Origin of the sequence: Clostridium neonatale, from assembly GCF_900465025.1 — a bacterium.
GTDB lineage: Bacteria > Bacillota > Clostridia > Clostridiales > Clostridiaceae > Clostridium > Clostridium neonatale.
The window spans coordinates 1,829,166-1,847,147 of record NZ_UICR01000001.1 but is presented as its reverse complement, the minus strand read 5'-3'; the positions used below and the strand labels follow the sequence as shown (position 1 = coordinate 1,847,147).

At 27.8% G+C, this 17,982-nt stretch carries 16 protein-coding genes; 6 read left to right on the top strand and 10 right to left on the bottom strand.

All coding sequences use genetic code 11. The features are described from left to right. Positions 1-101: 101 nt before the first annotated feature. Positions 102-1,658 (bottom strand): ABC-F family ATP-binding cassette domain-containing protein, encoded by a 1,557-nt coding sequence (locus CNEONATNEC86_RS08495; RefSeq protein WP_125148925.1) that lies wholly within the window; start codon positions 1,656-1,658, stop codon positions 102-104. 272 nt (positions 1,659-1,930) lie between these two features. On the opposite strand from CNEONATNEC86_RS08495, the gene CNEONATNEC86_RS08490 reads away from it, so the two are divergent. Together CNEONATNEC86_RS08490 and ilvA are read left to right on the top strand one after the other, a co-directional pair. Next, complete coding sequence (locus CNEONATNEC86_RS08490; protein ID WP_125148924.1) at positions 1,931-2,890, top strand: calcium/sodium antiporter; 960 nt, start codon at positions 1,931-1,933, stop codon at positions 2,888-2,890. A gap of 282 nt (positions 2,891-3,172) precedes the next feature. Then, on the top strand, positions 3,173-4,393 hold the full coding sequence (gene ilvA, locus CNEONATNEC86_RS08485; RefSeq protein WP_159135836.1) for a threonine ammonia-lyase: 1,221 nt from the start codon (positions 3,173-3,175) through the stop codon (positions 4,391-4,393). Positions 4,394-4,534: 141 nt separating this feature from the next. On the opposite strand, the gene CNEONATNEC86_RS08480 is transcribed toward ilvA, so the two are convergent. The 4 genes from CNEONATNEC86_RS08480 to CNEONATNEC86_RS08465 all read right to left on the bottom strand — a co-directional run bounded on the left by CNEONATNEC86_RS08480 (position 4,535) and on the right by CNEONATNEC86_RS08465 (position 8,321). Next, positions 4,535-5,191: an HAD family hydrolase gene (locus CNEONATNEC86_RS08480; protein WP_058294810.1), complete on the bottom strand. Its 657-nt coding sequence runs from the start codon at positions 5,189-5,191 to the stop codon at positions 4,535-4,537. A gap of 109 nt (positions 5,192-5,300) precedes the next feature. After that, positions 5,301-6,473, bottom strand: a complete 1,173-nt coding sequence (locus CNEONATNEC86_RS08475; RefSeq protein WP_058294809.1) for an AI-2E family transporter — start codon at positions 6,471-6,473, stop codon at positions 5,301-5,303. A 190-nt stretch (positions 6,474-6,663) separates the two neighbouring features. Then, positions 6,664-7,284 (bottom strand): uridine kinase, encoded by a 621-nt coding sequence (gene udk / locus CNEONATNEC86_RS08470; RefSeq protein ID WP_058294808.1) that lies wholly within the window; start codon positions 7,282-7,284, stop codon positions 6,664-6,666. Between the two features lie 194 nt (positions 7,285-7,478). Continuing rightward, entirely contained in the window at positions 7,479-8,321 is an 843-nt protein-coding gene (locus CNEONATNEC86_RS08465; protein ID WP_058294807.1) for a hypothetical protein, read from the bottom strand. Between the two features lie 248 nt (positions 8,322-8,569). Here CNEONATNEC86_RS08465 and CNEONATNEC86_RS21240 point away from each other — a divergent pair, with 248 nt between their 5' ends. Then, a complete protein-coding gene (locus CNEONATNEC86_RS21240; protein WP_172437796.1) occupies positions 8,570-8,722 on the top strand; it encodes a hypothetical protein in 153 nt (50 codons plus the stop codon). 134 nt (positions 8,723-8,856) lie between these two features. Here CNEONATNEC86_RS21240 and CNEONATNEC86_RS08460 read toward each other — a convergent pair whose 3' ends face one another. The 3 genes from CNEONATNEC86_RS08460 to CNEONATNEC86_RS08450 all read right to left on the bottom strand — a co-directional run bounded on the left by CNEONATNEC86_RS08460 (position 8,857) and on the right by CNEONATNEC86_RS08450 (position 11,910). Then, positions 8,857-9,012 (bottom strand): zinc-ribbon domain-containing protein, encoded by a 156-nt coding sequence (locus CNEONATNEC86_RS08460; RefSeq protein ID WP_058294806.1) that lies wholly within the window; start codon positions 9,010-9,012, stop codon positions 8,857-8,859. Between the two features lie 763 nt (positions 9,013-9,775). Next, positions 9,776-11,071 (bottom strand): homoserine dehydrogenase, encoded by a 1,296-nt coding sequence (locus CNEONATNEC86_RS08455; protein ID WP_125148923.1) that lies wholly within the window; start codon positions 11,069-11,071, stop codon positions 9,776-9,778. A 149-nt stretch (positions 11,072-11,220) separates the two neighbouring features. Beyond that, complete coding sequence (locus CNEONATNEC86_RS08450) at positions 11,221-11,910, bottom strand: DUF554 domain-containing protein (protein WP_058294804.1); 690 nt, start codon at positions 11,908-11,910, stop codon at positions 11,221-11,223. Positions 11,911-12,122: 212 nt separating this feature from the next. Between CNEONATNEC86_RS08450 and rpsD the strand changes: the two genes are divergently transcribed. The 3 genes from rpsD to CNEONATNEC86_RS08435 all read left to right on the top strand — a co-directional run bounded on the left by rpsD (position 12,123) and on the right by CNEONATNEC86_RS08435 (position 14,539). Beyond that, on the top strand, positions 12,123-12,713 hold the full coding sequence (rpsD, locus tag CNEONATNEC86_RS08445; protein WP_125148922.1) for a 30S ribosomal protein S4: 591 nt from the start codon (positions 12,123-12,125) through the stop codon (positions 12,711-12,713). 66 nt (positions 12,714-12,779) lie between these two features. Continuing rightward, the gene (locus tag CNEONATNEC86_RS08440; RefSeq protein ID WP_125148921.1) at positions 12,780-13,478 is read left to right on the top strand and encodes a hypothetical protein; all 699 of its coding nucleotides are present in this window, start codon (positions 12,780-12,782) and stop codon (positions 13,476-13,478) included. Between the two features lie 125 nt (positions 13,479-13,603). After that, entirely contained in the window at positions 13,604-14,539 is a 936-nt protein-coding gene (locus tag CNEONATNEC86_RS08435) for a fused DSP-PTPase phosphatase/NAD kinase-like protein (protein ID WP_125148920.1), read from the top strand. A gap of 121 nt (positions 14,540-14,660) precedes the next feature. On the opposite strand, the gene aspS is transcribed toward CNEONATNEC86_RS08435, so the two are convergent. Both aspS and hisS read right to left on the bottom strand, forming a co-directional pair. Beyond that, entirely contained in the window at positions 14,661-16,460 is a 1,800-nt protein-coding gene (aspS, locus tag CNEONATNEC86_RS08430; protein ID WP_125148919.1) for an aspartate--tRNA ligase, read from the bottom strand. Between the two features lie 133 nt (positions 16,461-16,593). After that, positions 16,594-17,847: a histidine--tRNA ligase gene (gene hisS / locus CNEONATNEC86_RS08425; protein WP_125148918.1), complete on the bottom strand. Its 1,254-nt coding sequence runs from the start codon at positions 17,845-17,847 to the stop codon at positions 16,594-16,596. Between the last annotated feature and the right edge of the window lie 135 nt (positions 17,848-17,982).

Below are 17,982 nucleotides of genomic sequence, written 5' to 3'. Positions count from 1 at the left end.
ACTCATGTGTTAAAAAAAGAAAAATCAATGGATATAATTAATGTGTTAATCAGTTTTATTTCTATCATTTTAAACACTCATATCCATTGAATTTTCTAAGGTTATACTATTTTAGTAGTCCAATCTTCACAGTTCCAAATTTCAGTAACAATGTCTCTATAGAATTCTGGTTCATGTGATACCAAAAGAATTGTTCCTTTATATTCTTTTAATGCTCTTTTTAATTCATCTTTAGCATCTACATCCAAATGATTCGTAGGCTCATCAAGGATTAATATATTTGTTTCATTATTTATTATCTTGCAAAGTCTTACTTTAGCAGCTTCTCCTCCAGATAACACTCTGATTTGAGATTCAAGTTGCTTTGTTGTAAGTCCACATTTAGCAAGTGCTGCTCTTATTTGATATTGAGTATACCCTGGGAACTCTTGCCACACTTCTTCAATACAAGTATTGCTATTATCAGCTCTATCTTCTTGTTCGAAATATCCTATGTATTGATAATCACCTAAATGAACTTCTCCACTTATTGGCTTAATTTTTCCAAGTAAACTTTTTAGTAGTGTTGACTTACCAAGGCCATTTGCTCCAACTAAAGCTACTTTTTGACCTCTTTCCATTGAAATATTTAATGGTTTTGTAAGTGGAGAATCATATCCGATAACCAAATCCTTAGTTTCAAAAATCACTTTACCTGACGCTCTTGAAGGTTTAAAGTTAAATTCTGGCTTTGGCTTTTCTGCTGAAAGTTCAATCTTTTCCATTTTATCTAATTTCTTTTGTCTTGATTTTGCCATATTAGCTGTTGCAACATTAGCTTTATTTCTAGCCACAAAATCCTCAAGTCTCGCAATTTCTTTTTGTTGTTTTTCATATGCTGCTTCTAATTTCTTTTTGTTTTCAGCATATATTCTTTGGAATTCATCGTAATCTCCAACATATCTTGTAAGCTTTTTATCTTCTACATGATATATTAAATTAACTACTGAATTTAAAAATGGAATATCATGTGATATTAGGATAAAAGCATTTTCATATGCTTGTAAATATCTCTTAAGCCATTCTATATGTTCCTCATCAAGATAGTTTGTAGGCTCATCTAAAAGTAATATATCCGGATTTTCAAGTAATAGCTTACCTAAAAGAATCTTTGTTCTTTGGCCTCCCGATAAATCATCAACATCTCTATCAAGCCCTAAATCTAAAAGTCCAAGCCCCTTAGCAACTTCTTCAACTTTAGCATCAATTACATAAAATCCATTATTATCAAGTAAATCTTGAATTACTGCAGTTCTATCAAGCATTTTATTTAATTCATCCTCACTGCAGTCTCCCATTTTTTCATATAACAAATTCATTTCAGTTTCCATATCAAATAAATACTGAAACGCACCTCTTAATGCATCTCTTATACTTTGACCTTTTGTAAGTGCTACATGCTGATCCATATAGCCAACTCTCACGTTATTTGACCATTCAACTTTCCCTTCATCTGGTTGAAGTTTTCCAGTAACTATATTCATAAATGTTGATTTACCCTCGCCATTAGCTCCAATAAGCCCAACATGTTCACCCTTTAATAGTCTAAATGATACATCTTCAAAAATAGCCCTATCACCAAATCCATGGTTCATATCCTTAACTAGTAATACGCTCATTTATTTCCTCCCAATTTATATAGTTATTTTAGTTTTTAGTTCTTATGTTACAATTTAATGTCCAAAATTTATATACAGTAAATAGTTTAAAACATGTAAACCATTTATGTCAAAAGAATTTTATATCCTTGTATGCTTTAATTATATATTAGTTCGTTATTTCTTCCATAAAATATATCGGCTTTGGTATAATATATTGAATCTTGGAGATAAATCTATATATAATTTGAAGATTTGTTTTTATATAAAATATTGAAAGTAGGTGAAAATTTTTGAATTACATATTATTAATTATAGGATTTGTATTACTTATAAAAGGTGCTGACATATTTGTAGATGGTGCTTCTTCTATAGCTAAAAAAATTGGAATCCCATCAGTAATAGTTGGTCTTACTATAGTATCTCTTGGAACAAGTGCACCAGAACTTGCTGTAAGCTTAATTTCTGCAATAAACGGCAGTAATGAGATTGCCATTGGGAATGTTCTTGGTTCAAATTTATTTAATACTCTTATGGTATTAGGTGTAACTTCTATAGTTCTTCCATTAATGATTCAAAAAGAAAAGATTAAAATTGATTTTCTTGTTAATATTGCAGTTACAATATTATTATTATTTTTAACTTTTGACAGTATTTTAGGGAAAGACAGAAATTTAATTTCTAGATTCGATGGAATAATTTTAGTTATAGTTTGTATTGCTTATATTACATACCTCGTATTTAAGTCTATTAAAACAAATGTTGAACTACCGAGTGAAGAAGATAAAAATATAAATATATTCATTAAGATATTACTTATAATATTAGGTGCCTGTGCAATAATATTAGGTGGTGATTTTGTTGTAGATAGTGCTACTAATATAGCTTATAGATTTGGCATGAGCGAAAAACTTGTTGGTCTTACAATAGTAGCCATGGGAACTTCTCTTCCTGAACTTGTAACTTCAATTGTTGCAGCCTTAAAAGGTGAAAATGATATTGCTCTTGGTAATGTTCTAGGATCGAATATTTTCAATATATTACTTATAATAGGTTTTTCCTCAACAATAAGCCCTATTACAGTTGCTGCTAATTTAATGATTGATTTCCTATACTTATTAGCAATAACATTTTTTTTATTTGCATTAATATTCATAGGAAAAGGAAAAGAAAAAAAACTTACTCGATTTGAAGGATTAATTTTAGTAACTCTGTATATAGGATATATGATCTATATAATAATACGAAATTAAAAAGACTAAGTGTTTCCATATTATATACTTATAAATGGATCACTTAGTTTTTTATTATATTATCTGATTTATTTATACACATTCACAATACAATACCTTACCTTACATCAACACTCACTTCAACTATTTGACCTACTTTTCTTTTTTCTAAATAATATCAAAAATATATTTAATTTTATATTCTTTCACTTCAATAACATATATCTTGACAGAAAAACCTAAAATGATATCATTAGATTGTTAAGTTTAAAAAGCAATAATTAAATAAAGGGGTGACATATTATGATGACATTAGAAAAATTTGAACAAGCCTATGATGCCGTTCAAAAAGTAATTATAAAAACAAAGCTTGTGTATAGTGATTTTTATTCAGAATCAACTGGCAATAAGGTTTATTTAAAACCTGAGAATATGCAAAAAACAGGTGCTTATAAAATTAGAGGTGCTTACTATAAAATAAGTACTCTTACTGATGAAGAGAGAAATAGAGGATTAATTACTGCTTCTGCTGGTAATCATGCTCAAGGAGTTGCATATGCTGCAAAACTATATGGCATTAAAGCAACTATTGTTATGCCTACTACTACACCTCTTATGAAAGTTAATCGTACCAAAGCTTACGGGGCTGATGTAATTTTACATGGAGATGTATATGATGAAGCATGTGACTACGCATTAAAATTAGCTGAAGAAAACGGATATACTTTTATTCATCCATTTGATGATTTAGATGTTGCCACTGGACAAGGCTCAATAGCTATGGAAATTGTTAAAGAACTTCCAACTGTTGATGTTATATTAGTTCCAATCGGTGGAGGTGGACTTGCTACAGGAGTCTCTACATTAGCAAAATTACTTAATCCCAATATCAAAGTTATAGGAGTAGAACCTGCTGGCGCTAATTGTATGCAGGAATCTTTGAGAAAAGGTGAAGTTGTGACTTTACCTTTTGTTGATACCATAGCTGATGGCACAGCAGTAAAAACTCCTGGTTCCAAAATATTCCTTTATATTCAAGAAAATATAGACGATATAATCACAATAGAAGATCATGAATTAATTGGTGCGTTTTTAGACATGCTTGAAAATCATAAAATGCTGGCTGAAAATTCTGGTTTATTAACAGTTGCTGCTTTGAAGCATCTAGACTGTAAAAACAAAAAAGTTGTATCGATAATAAGCGGTGGTAATATGGATGTTATTACATTTGCTTCACTTGTTCAACACGGTTTAATTGAAAGAGAACGTATCTTTGCAGTTTCAGTTTTATTACCAGACAAGCCTGGCGAGCTTACAAATGTATCAAAAGTAATTGCTGAAGCGCAAGGTAATATAATTAAACTTGATCATAATCAATTTGTAAGTATAAACAGAAATAGTGCTGTTGAGCTTGATATAACAATGGAAACGTTCGGTCATGAACATAAACAAAAAATCATAAAAGCACTTAAGGCTAACGGATATTCTCCAAAGTTAATTAATCCAAAATGTGTTTATAACTAAAGCAAAAAGCTTCTAAAATAATTACATTATGTATTTATTTTAGAAGCTTTATTTTATAATATATGTATATTTTCTTTATCATACTTTTTAATTGTAAGTCTCGTAAATACTAACATATCACTTTTTATATACAAGTATATGTTATAGGGCCTCAAAGTAGTTCTTTACCTCAATTAAATCATCACATATCTTAAAAGCTAATCTTTTCATATTATCATCTGGCATTTTCATATCAGGCACATTAAATCCTTTCATATTAGCTGCATTTGCTGCTAATATTCCTGCTTCCGAATCTTCTATAACAGCGCATACTTCTGGTTCCACATCTAATACTTTAGCTGCTTTTAGAAATATCTCTGGATTCGGCTTAGAGTTTTGTACTTGATCTCCACAGATTATATAATCTACTTTATCTAATACATCTATCTCACTTAATAATTTATGTGCTCTTTCTTTTCTAGTAGAAGTAGCTACAGCTATCTTATATTTATTATCCTTTAGGTAATCTATAAGCTCATGAACCCCGCCCTTTACAATAACTCCATTTTTATCAACAGTCTCAGTTGCCAATTTAGATTTCTTTGGATATATTTCATCGAAAGGGAAATCATCCCCATATATTTCAATAAAAATAGATTTAATGCTCGGAATATTTCTTCCTAATAAAGTCAAATAAAATTCATGACTAATATCATAGTTATATTCTTTAAGTACTTTTTTATAGGACTCAAAAGATACTCTTTCTGTGTCCACAAGAACACCATCCATATCAAAAATTACCGCTTCAATTTTCTTCATTTTTATTCTCCTCATCACTTTTAGTACATAATATTAATTTTATCATATAAAATAAAAAATAGGGCCAATATATAATGAATATTAATTATATATTGATCCCATTAATTTGTTATTTCAAATAATCTTCAGTCTTATAATTCATATTTTTCTTTTTTAATTTTCCTTCTATAATCTCTTTAACAATTGCATAAATAACAGCAAATAATGGCACCCCAATAACCATACCTATAAGTCCTAAAAATTTTCCTGCCACAAGTATTGAGAATAAAATCCAAAACGCTGAAATTCCTATGGAATCTCCTAATATTTTAGGACCGATTATATTACCATCTAATTGTTGAATAATAAATATTATAACCAAGAACCAAAGTGCCTTAACAGGCGAAATAAATAAAATTATTATAAATGACGGAACAGCTCCTATAAAAGGTCCAAAAAAAGGAATTATATTAGTTATTCCAACAATTACAGATACTAGAATCGCATATGGCATTTTACATAAAGCTAAGATAAAAAACGTCAATACCCCTATAATAGCAGAATCTACTATCTTCCCGATTAAAAACTTTCCAAAAATAGAATTACTCATATAAGATACTTCTAATATTTTTTCTGAAGCCGATTTAGGAAATATTGCATATGTTATCTTTTTTATTAAAGCACAAAATTTTTCTTTATCTATTAGTAAATAGATTGATACTATTATTCCGAGTATTATATTCCATATACTAGATGCCACCGTTGTTAGCATCCCACCTAATAAAGGTAAAAAGTTTGTTGCAACTTTTATTATATAATTTACTAAGTCATTAAAATTTTCATTTATTATCCTTAAATATTGTTGATCAATATTTAGCTTTGCTAATGTACCATCAATAAATTTATTAGTTTCATTTATATATGATGGAATATCATTTATTAGTCCTGATATACTATCAACAACTTGAGGCAATACAAATTTAATAAACAAGAACACAACTACTAATGCAGTAGCGTATGTAAATAATATCCCAAAACTTCTTTTTGTTTTCTGCTTCAACTTAAGCTTTTTTATATTGCTATTTTCAAATATTTTTTTTTCATAAAACTTTAATATGAAATTTAATAAATATGCCATAGAAAAACCTATTATAAAAGGTTGTAATATGCCTATAGCTCCATGAATTTTACTTAACACAGCTCCTAATTGGGATATGCCTAGATAAAAAATAATTATAGAACATGCAACTATAAATACATATGTTGCTATTGTTGTATATTTAGTATTCCAATCTATTTTCATATTTTTCTCCTTTAGTGCATTGAATTTTTGCATAGTCTATATAGATTATACACCAATATATAATAAACTTATATTAATATTTTATTAACTTATAGATTTCTCCCTCTTAATATTCCTTTATAAAAAATATTTCAAAATCAAAAAATTGTATCAGAACTTTAATAGAAATTCTGATACAATTCATATTTTATTATTCTTCGTTTATGAAATTTTTAATTCTTTCAAGTAACATACTTAAAGCCACCATATTATCTCCACCTTCTGGTATTATAATATCAGCTCTTTTCTTGCTTGGATCAACAAATTCTTCATGCATAGGCTTTACTGTTCCTAAATATTGATTCACAACTGAATCTATATCTCTGCCTCTTTCTTTAACGTCTCTTAATAGTCTTCTTATTATTCTAACATCTGCATCTGTATCCACAAAAACTTTTATATCCATTAAATCACAAAGTTCTTTATTTTCAAAGATTAATATTCCTTCAACTACTATTACTTTTTTAGGCTTAACTTCAACAGTCTCTTTTAGTCTTGTGTGTTCTACAAAAGAATACACTGGATGTCTTATAATATCCCCATTCTTTAAAGTTTTAAGATGATCAATTAATAATTCAGTTTCAAATGAATTAGGATGATCATAATTTAATTTTTTTCTTTCTTCTAATGAAATATTATCATTTGATTTATAATAATAGTCATGGCAAAGAATAACAACTTCTTCTTCAAAATAATCTTTTATTTTTTGTGCTATTGTAGTCTTTCCAGAACCACTTCCACCAGCTATGCCTATAATCATTGTATTTCTCATATGTTCCTCCAATGCAATAAAGTATATTTAATTTTATTATATAATCTAAAAGTAAATCTATTAATGGTAGATTATTATTCTTATTTATAATTAACTATTAAATTTTATTACAAAAAAATAAAAAAAACAACTCTTATAATATTTAAAAAATAAATAAGAGTTAAAGAAAAAAATATATCTTTATAAATTAATAATCAAAGTGCATTTTTTTGAAAATTTGATTCCTTTTTATATAGATAAACAGTTAAATTTTTATTATTTTTTGAATTACTTTTTAATATTAAAGTATTTTTATATTCTTCGCTATTTTCATCTTCAAAAAACTCAATAGCTCTATTTACTTTCTTTGTTTCACCACTTTCATCCTTATAAATCATTGAAATACTATCCTCTGAATCTCTATAGTAATCACCAACAGTTTTAACTTCATAACTATTTTTTTGATTTTCTTCTTCCGCTTTTCTATAAGTAGAATGTTTTTCTATATAAGAAAATGATGGAATCTTGTATTTCTTTAATAATTCTTTTTCTTTATATGCTCGTTTGCTTTCTATTTCTAATCCTCTTATAATATACTCTAATTTCATAACGAATGATTCATAGCTATTTATAGTAATGACCAATTCTCTAAATTCTACGTTTTCATCACCATATCTATCTTTAAATTCTTGTAACATAAAACTTATTTTTTCCTTATCATAAATACCTTTAAAAGCTAGATCTTTTGATAGTTTTTTTACTATGTGAATTACACTACCATATTTTATATATTTAAGCATTAAAACAATAAAATAAATTGATAATAAGCAACATGGTATTGAAATTAACATGTAGTTATTAAGTAGAATTCCTATCGTTATCAATATAATAAATTTAATATTTGCATTATTATATTTTTTAATGCCCTCTGATAAAGTTGAACTATACGATAATATCTTATCTATCATTAATTTTCTATTTTTTATTAATGTAAATATATCATTTTTTTTGATTCTAATCTTCTTTATAAAATTAATTTTTGCTGATTGTGTCCCCATGCTCCTCTCCTCCTAATTGGTAATTATTTACTTAATATTACAACTTTTGTTAATTGTTTTCAAGAAAATATATTCTTTAAATACATTTCATTTATAACTTATTTTTATTTTTTATTATTATATTCATCATTTTCTTGTATCAGTTTTTGTAACATTAAGTCTATTTATCAATTAAATTTCATTATGAATAATAATAAAGCGCTTAGCTTAAACTATTTGTGAAACATTAAAAGAGAGGTGGAATATTTATGCCAAAAGATAGTCAGCCAGATAATAAGATAGCCAGAATGGAAAAATGTAATTATCAAACTCCACTAACAGAAGAAAATCATAATCACAACAAAAATAGAAAAAGGCACTCTGTAAAGCGTGAGGGTTTCAAAAGTGACCATATCAATTAGGTAAATATAAAACTTTTTATTTATGCTTAAATTTTTGAAAATAGAAATTAACTTTTTTATTTTTACGCACTTTAATTAACATTGTTTCAATAAAATCAAAAAGCCATAAGGAATATTCCTTATGGCTAAAATAACTATCTTCTATTATTTTGTTGCTTTCTAGCTCTTCTACAATCAGCACATCTTACTGGATCATTATCGAATCCTTTTTCTTTGTAGAATTCTTGTTCTCCAACTGTAAATACAAATTCGTTTCCACAATCTTTACATATTATTTTCTTATCTTCCATTTTACATTCCTCCATATTCAAAGACTTAGTTACTGATAGTTTCTCATAGGAGAAATGTTCATATAATAAATCTTTAAAAAAAAAAATTTCTGTTCTTATCGAACACTATTAGTATATCACCTATTATTAGTAATTGCAATGTTTAATTTGAATTTTTCTTCTATATAATATCTTGATCTTCATTTTATTCATTATTTAACCTAATTTTCTAATGTTCTTACTCTCTTCTTATTCTTTCTTTTGTTCTTCTACAATCCATAATACATATTAATAAGTTAATTATGAATATTAATTAGATATAAAAAAGTAGCTTCCACATCTATATTGATTTATATTTTGTAAATCAATATTAAATTTCCCCTGTATTTAAGCTGTAAAATACAGGGGATTCATATATTATTCAAAGGCAATATCTCTAAAAAATACAACATATAGCATGTGGAAGTTGTATTATAATGCATGATAAATAATGGCAAAGCAATCATTACACATCAGAAATACTCCTTTTTGGGGGCTTATTTAGAATCTATATTAAAATTTATAATATAAAAAGAAGCAATGAGTTTTTGAAACATCATTGCTTCTTTTTATATTATTATATTATCATAAAGATTCCAACTTTTCAATAAAATAATAAAATATATTGATTTTATCATTTTATTTTAAATTTTTGTTTATTTTTTTAAGTATAATAATATTGTGAATGCATAAAAAGAACTTACTGATAGCACCTTATTTGAATATAACTAATCTTACCCTATTGCTATTCTAAGTCTTCAATTCTAATTATATTATTAATCTTATAAACTGATTTTAATTCAGCTATTTCTTTGATTGAATTATTTAACTCTTTTTCATTAGTCTTATGTGTAACAAGAACTATTGTAACATTTCCATTCTCTTCATCGCCTTTCTGGATTACAGAACGTAAACTTACATTGTTCTTTCCAAGTATAGATGTTATTTTACTTAAAACACCAGGCTCATCTACTACTGTAGCACGCACATAATATTTACTCTCTATATCCTCCATTGATAAAATTTCTCTTTTCCATAAGTTATTCTTAACAACAGGATTGGAATTTTCTGCATCTACACCATTTCTTACTATAGTAACTATATCTCCAACCACAGCACTTCCTGTAGGTAAATCACCTGCTCCTCTTCCATAGAACATTAAGTCACCAACAGCATTACCTTTTATAAATACAGCATTGAATGAATCATAAATATTTGATAATGGGTGTTTTTTTGAAATCATAGTTGGATGAACTCTTAATTCTATCTTACCATTATTTTCTTTAGCAATAGCAAGAAGTTTTATTCCCATTTTAAATTCTTTAGCATACTTCATGTCTACAGCTTCAATTTTAGTAATTCCTTCTCTATATATATTATCAACATCTATCTTGCTACCAAATGCTAAAGATGCAAGTATTGCAAGTTTATATTGAGCATCAAACGCTTCTATATCAGATGTTGGATCTGCTTCTGCGTACCCTTTTTCTTGTGCTTCCTTTAACACATCGTCAAAATCTGCACCTTCAAGTTCCATTTTACTTAAAATATAATTTGTAGTACCATTTACTATTCCATAAAGTTTTTCTATTTTATTAGCAGTAAGACTTTCATTTATACCTTTAATAATAGGAATTCCTCCTGCTACACTAGCTTCATATTGGAACATTACGCCCATTTCATCTGCTTTTTCAAAAAGTTCATCTCCTGCATTTGCTATGAGCATTTTATTTGCAGTTACAATATGTTTTTTCTTATCCATACATCTTAGCATATAGCCTTTTGATGGCTCCATGCCACCCATTACTTCCACTACTATTTTGATGCTATCATCTTCTAGTATTTCATCAAAATCTGTAGTAATAATTTCATCTGGTACTTCTACTGACCTTTTTTTATTTTTATCTCTTACAAGGATTTTTGCGATTTCTACCTCATATCCAGATCTTTTCATTATTTCTTCTTTATTAGAATTCAAAATCATCCAAACACCACGACCAACATTCCCCAATCCTAGTAGTGCTATTTTTACTTTCTTCATTTTGTGTGCCCCCTTAAGTTTCTACTTACTATAATAAATATAGTATACTTATTTAATTATAATTGTTCTATTAAACTTTGGCTATATTTTTTACTGAATATTTTATATTTACCTGCATCTATTACTAATTTTTATGTAATATTTGTATTTTAAAATAAACCAAATATAATTGGAATAAATATTGAAGGCAGCAAATTAGCCACTTTTATTTTACTTGCACCCAACATATTCAATCCCAATCCTAATATTAAAAGACTTCCAACAGCAGACATATTGTTTATTACAATTTCTGTGAGAATTCCAGAAAGAACTCCAGCAAGTACTGTTATGCTTCCTTGATAAATCAGAATAGCTGCTGCTGAAAATATAACTCCAATACCGAGAGATGAAGTAAATATTATTGATGAAACCCCATCTAAAATAGATTTTGCAAAAAGTGTTGTATGATTTCCCTTCAATCCACTTTCTAATGATCCTACAACAGCCATAGCCCCAACGCAAAATAATAAACTAGATGTAACAAATCCTTCTGCTATAGAAACGGTTTCACTTGTAGCATCTTTGTTATTATTTACCTTATTTTCAATAAGTTGTCCTAATTTATTGAGTTTATCATCGATATCTATTATTTCTCCAATTAAAGCTCCAATTGCTATACATATAATCATCTGCAGAGTATCCTCACCTTTAAGCGTACCACTTATCCCTATATATATAACACATAATGCTAGCCCATTCATTATAGTATTACTGATTTTTTCATTTAATTTTCCCTTTACTATTAATCCAATTATACATCCACCTGCTACTGCTAACGCATTAACTATAGTACCTAACATTTTTAATCCCCCCATTTTTATGAATATTTTTATATTATACCATATTCCCAAATTCAAAAGTACTTAACCCCACATTATGAAATCATTAATATTAAAAATAAATTTTATAAATGATAATGATTTTCATTTACTTACTCCAAAATTTATGCTATATTATCTATGGGCTTAATTTTATCGCGGCAAATCTTTATTATACGGAGATGATAATTATTATGGCAAAACAACCAAGATTCAAATTATGTAGAAGGTTAGGACTTAATGTAATAGGACATCCTAAGGCAATGAAAAGAGCAAATAATGGTTCAGCTAGAGATGCTAAAAAACTTTCATCATATGGAATTCAACTTTTAGAAAAACAAAGACTCAGATCTTATTATGGAATAAGAGAAAGACAATTTTCTAATTACGTGAAAAAAGCACTTGCTGACAAAGAACTGACTGGCTATACATTAATAAAAAAATTAGAATGTAGACTTGATAATTTAGTATATAGGCTAGGATTTGCAAATTCAATTGCTCAAGCTCGCCAAATGGTAGTTCATGGTCATATTTTAGTAAATGGCCAAAAAGTAGATAGACCTTCTTATAATGTAAGTATTGGAGAAAGAATTTCTTTAAGTGAAAAATCTCAAAAGAATGAAATGTTTAAGGATAATTTCTTATCTTCTATCCTTAATACTTATCCATACTTAGAAAAAGATGAGAACTCTTTCTCAGGTAGTCTTACTAGAATGCCACTTAGAGAAGAAGTTCCAATACAAATCAACGATTCTTTAGTTGTAGAATTCTATTCTAAATTATAATTAGGGTTTTAACAACAATTTGTATTTTAGTTTTTATGTATTTCTAGAGAAAGGCTGTATGTTTATATGAACTTTAATAATAAAACGCTGCTTAAAAATTATTATAAAGATTATCATTATTGGGAAAATAAAATAATAAGTAATGATTCAGTACTAAGTGGATACTTCGAAAATAAAACTATAACAACTCATTCTAAGATTATATATACAGGCATATTAAATGCTGAAAAAAATATTATTGAGTGTGGATTTGTTTCGTATCCATCGATTTACTCAGCGCTAGGATTTATTCAAAATATATTTTTATCTACTTGCTTTTTTACATGGTTTGATTCATTTTCAAATGAATTTTCTATCCCTATGGCAACCTTTGATACAGTCATTGAAGAAGTTCTTAAACGCGAAAAAAATATTGATATAAATTCTGCTAACTTTATGGTAAATTCATATGAATATATTAATTCTTTATGGAATTCAGACGAAGCTACTTTAACAAAAAAATTGATAAATTTTACAGATAATTTCAACAATAAGTGGGATAATGATCCAGAAAAAAAATTATTCATAAAGATTTTTGATTCTCCAATGGAAATCTACCATTTTATAACGGCAACTATAGGATGGGACTTTGATGAATTTGTTGAAGAAGAAATCTCAATGAACCTTGAAACATTGCATAATACATGTAGCAGTGTTCTTACTGAACCTCTTATTAATAAAAGGTTCATAAACCTATTAAACATTAACACACCTATATTATTTTAATTTAAAAAAGCAAGATAATTTATAGTTAAATAAATTTATCTTGCTTTTTCTACTTTATTGTATAAACACTCTTTTATTATAGAAAGCTAGTAATACAAATATTTTTTAAGAGGGTGATTATTAATATGAACAAACTTAGTAAATTTTTTATATCTGCCTGCTTACTTTTTCTTTTTTCATTAGCTTTACTGCCAAAATGTGCCTATTCTTACTCTAATAAAGAAATTTCTAATAATTCCAATACAGTGAATCTTGTAATCGATAACTTAAGAATAAATGAGCTACCATCTCATTTTAGAAAAACTTCAGATCTATCCATACTTGATGAAAAAAATATCAATACATATAGCTTAGATACCTTAAACATATCCGGCAGCCAGCAATTCTCAAGAAACAATATAAGATTAATTATAAATAATATAAATACAAATTTTCCTTTTATAGTTATTGATTTAAGAGAAGAATCTCATGGATTTGTTAATGACATTCCTGTAAGTTATGAAAATAATCATAATAATGCAAATATGGGCTTATCAAGGAATAAAGTGCTACTTAAAGAAAAGGATGATTTAAGTAAAATAAAATTAAATTCTGAATTAAATTTTTATAATCATAAAGATTCAATAATTCCAAAATATGTAGGAAACGAAAGCAAAACGTGTCTTGATAATTCTTTAGGATATTTAAGAATAACTGCAACTGACGAAATTCCTCCATCTCCTGAAAATATAGACTTTTTTATAAATTCAGTTAATAAGCTTCCTAAAGATAAGTGGCTACACTTTCACTGCAAAGAAGGGATTGGTAGAACAAGTACATTCATGATTTTTTATGATATGATGAATAATTATGATAAAGTTGGTTCTGAAGATATTATAAATAGACAAATTGAACTAGTCAGTGATTATACAGAAAAAGATATTAAAGATATAACTAGTAAAAGACGTATTACACTTTATAATTTGTTTTATGAATATTGCACTAAATACGGAAAAGATTTTAATGTTTCTTTTAGTGAGTATCTGAAAATGAGTAATTTATCTTATGAATCTTATTTATAATAAAGTCAAATTAATAATATTAGATTATTTTATCATTAAAGATTTTATTATATCTTCTAGAATAAAAATGACTTTAACAAAATGATTTAAGATAATCACTTTGTTAAAGTCTACTAATTTCTTATTCTTCGTCTTTTTTATTTTCTTTTGGAAGTATTGCTATTCCAAGTTCAGCTAATTGCTTTTCATCAGCTATGTTTGGAGCTTCACTTAAATAACAATATGCATTTTGATTTTTAGGGAATGCAATAACATCTTTTATGTTTTCAGTTCCTGCAAGGAACATTACCATTCTATCTAACCCATATGCCAAACCACCGTGTGGTGGTGCTCCAAATTTAAGTGCTTGTAATAAGAATCCAAAACTCTCCCATGCTCTTTCATGCGTAAATCCTAATGCCTTAAGCATTCTTTCCTGAACAGCTGTATCATGAATTCTTATTGAACCTCCACCAAGTTCTTCACCATTTAATACTAAATCATAAGCTTTAGATCTTACTCTTCCTGGATCAGATTCAACGTACTCTAAGTCTTCATCCATTGGAGCTGTGAATGGGTGATGACATGCCATATATCTTCCTTCTTCTTCACTATATTCAAATAATGGGAATTCAGTAATCCATGTAAAGTTAAACTCATTTTTATCTTTAATTAAATCAAATTCTTTAGCTAAGTGCAATCTTAATGCTCCAAGGCTTTGGAATACTACTGAATTTTTATCTGCAACAATAAGTACGGCATCTCCATTTTCAGCATTCATAGTTTCTTTTATAGATTCTGTTACTTCATCAGTTAAAAATTTTGAAATTGAAGATTTAATTCCATCTTCCTTAAATTGAATCCATGCAAGACCTTTTGCTTTATATGTCTTAACAAATTCACCTAACTTATCAAGTGGCTTTCTACCTAAATCTGCTCCACCTTTTAAGCATAACCCCCTAACAGATCCACCTGCTTCAATTGCTGACTTAAATACTACAAAATCCATATCTTTAACATCTGCAGTAATATCTGTTATTTCCATACCAAATCTTAAATCCGGTTTGTCTGATCCGTATTTTTCCATTGCATCTTTATATGTCATTCTCTTTATTGGAAGCTTAACATCAACGCCTGCAACTTCTTTAAATACATGTGCAATTAACCCTTCATTAAATTCCATAACATCATCTTCTTCAACGAAGCTTAATTCCATATCAACTTGAGTAAATTCAGGTTGTCTGTTAGCTCTTAAATCTTCATCTCTAAAACATTTAGCAATTTGATAGTATTTATCAAATCCAGACATCATTAACAATTGTTTAAATAATTGTGGTGACTGTGGTAAAGCATAAAACATACCATTATAATTTCTTGAAGGCACTAAGTAATCTCTTGCTCCTTCTGGTGTACTTTTTCCAAGTACCGGTGTTTCTACATCCAAGAAACCATGATTATCTAAGTAAGAACGAATAGCTGCTGTTGTTTTACTTCTAGTTTCAAAAATCTTGAACATATCTGGTCTTCTTAAATCTAAATATCTATATTTTAATCTTATATCTTCAGCTGTATCTAAATTTTCTTTTATTATTATTGGTGGCGTTTCTGATTCTGAAAGTATCTTTATAGATTCACATTTTAATTCAACAAAACCAGTTGGCATGTTTTCATTAACACTTTCTCTCTTAACAACTTCTCCAGTTACTGCTATGCAGTATTCTGGCTTAACACTTTTAGCTTTTTCAAAAGCTTCAGCATTAATTTCTTCACCAAATACAACTTGCATTATACCAGTTCTATCTCTTAAATCAATAAAATCTAGTCCTCCAAGTTTCCTATTTCTTTGAACCCATCCCATTAAAGTAATCTTTTGCCCAACATGAGCTTCTCTAGGTTCGCCACACATCATTGTACGCTTTAATCCATTTAAAGCTTCACCCATTATAATTTCCTCCTTATAGCAGTTTAAAGTTTATACTTCATTTTCTATACATTATGAATATATAAACTTAAAACAACATTTGTTCTTAAAAGTATAAATACAATACATATAATTATAACATATAATATTCTATCTATTTAACTGTTTTTGCAATTTCTTCACAGTTATCCAAAGAAACTTCAAAAATTTCTCCATCACTCATTCTCTTAAGATTTATTTTCTTATTATTAAGTTCATCTTCACCTAAAATAGTAGTAAATGATGCACCTAATTTATTAGCATATTTCATTTCAGCTTTTACGCTTCTACCCATATGATTAATTTCACACTTAACTCCAAGCACTCTTAAATCACTTGCAAGCTTAAATGCAACTTTTCTTTCCTCATCACCTCTTGCACCAATGTACAAGTCAAATAAGTTTTCCTTTGGTATTTCTATATTTTCATTGTCTAATGTCATTATAAGTCTTTCTTCACCCATACCAAAACCAACTGCCGGCATATCAGGTCCACCTAATTCTTCTATGAGTTTATCGTATCTGCCTCCACCGCATACAGTAAAATCTGCATTTATAATTTCAAATATAGTTTTTGTATAATAATCTAATCCTCTTACTATACCTGGGTCTATTTCATATGGTATTTCTAATACATCTAAATATTCCTTTACTTTATTAAAGTGAGTTTCACATTCTTCACAAACATAATCTAATATTATAGGTGCATTCTTTGTGATTTCTTTACATTTTTTTTCTTTACAGTCTAATATTCTCATTGGATTCTTTTCAAAACGAGTCTTACACGTTTCACAAAGAGTATCATAGTTTTCTTTTAAGAATGCTTTTAATGCATCATTGTATTTTGCTCTACACGTAGGACATCCTAAGTTATTTATATGAAGGCTTAAGCTTTTTAAGCCTAATTTATTCAAGGTGTCCATTGCAACTTTAATTACTTCAACGTCCATTGAAGGTTCTTTAGATCCAAACATTTCAAGACCACATTGGTGGAATTGTCTAAGCCTTCCCTTTTGAACATTTTCATATCTAAAAGCTGGTGTTATATAATATAACTTTGTTGGCTGAGCTTCATTAAATAATCTATTTTCTATAAATGCTCTAACAGCAGGTGCAGTACCTTCTGGTTTTAATGTTACACTTCTATTCCCTTTATCATTAAAAGTATACATTTCTTTTTGTACTATATCTGTTGTGTCTCCAACACCTCGCAAAAATAATTCTGTATATTCAAACACTGGAGTTCTGATTTCTCTTATTCCATAAGTTTTTGCTACTTCTCTAAATGTACTTTCTACATACTGCCATTTATATGCATCTTCTGGTAACATATCCTTAGTACCTTTTGGTGCTTGCAATTCCATTGCCATATCTAAATTCCTCCAAATCTATTTCTTACTACATGATAATATTAATATAAACAAAAAATTATTTCAATTCACAATTGATTATTAAAAGTGTATAGCCTTAAATTAAAATTCTTATACAACTTTTAAAAATCATAT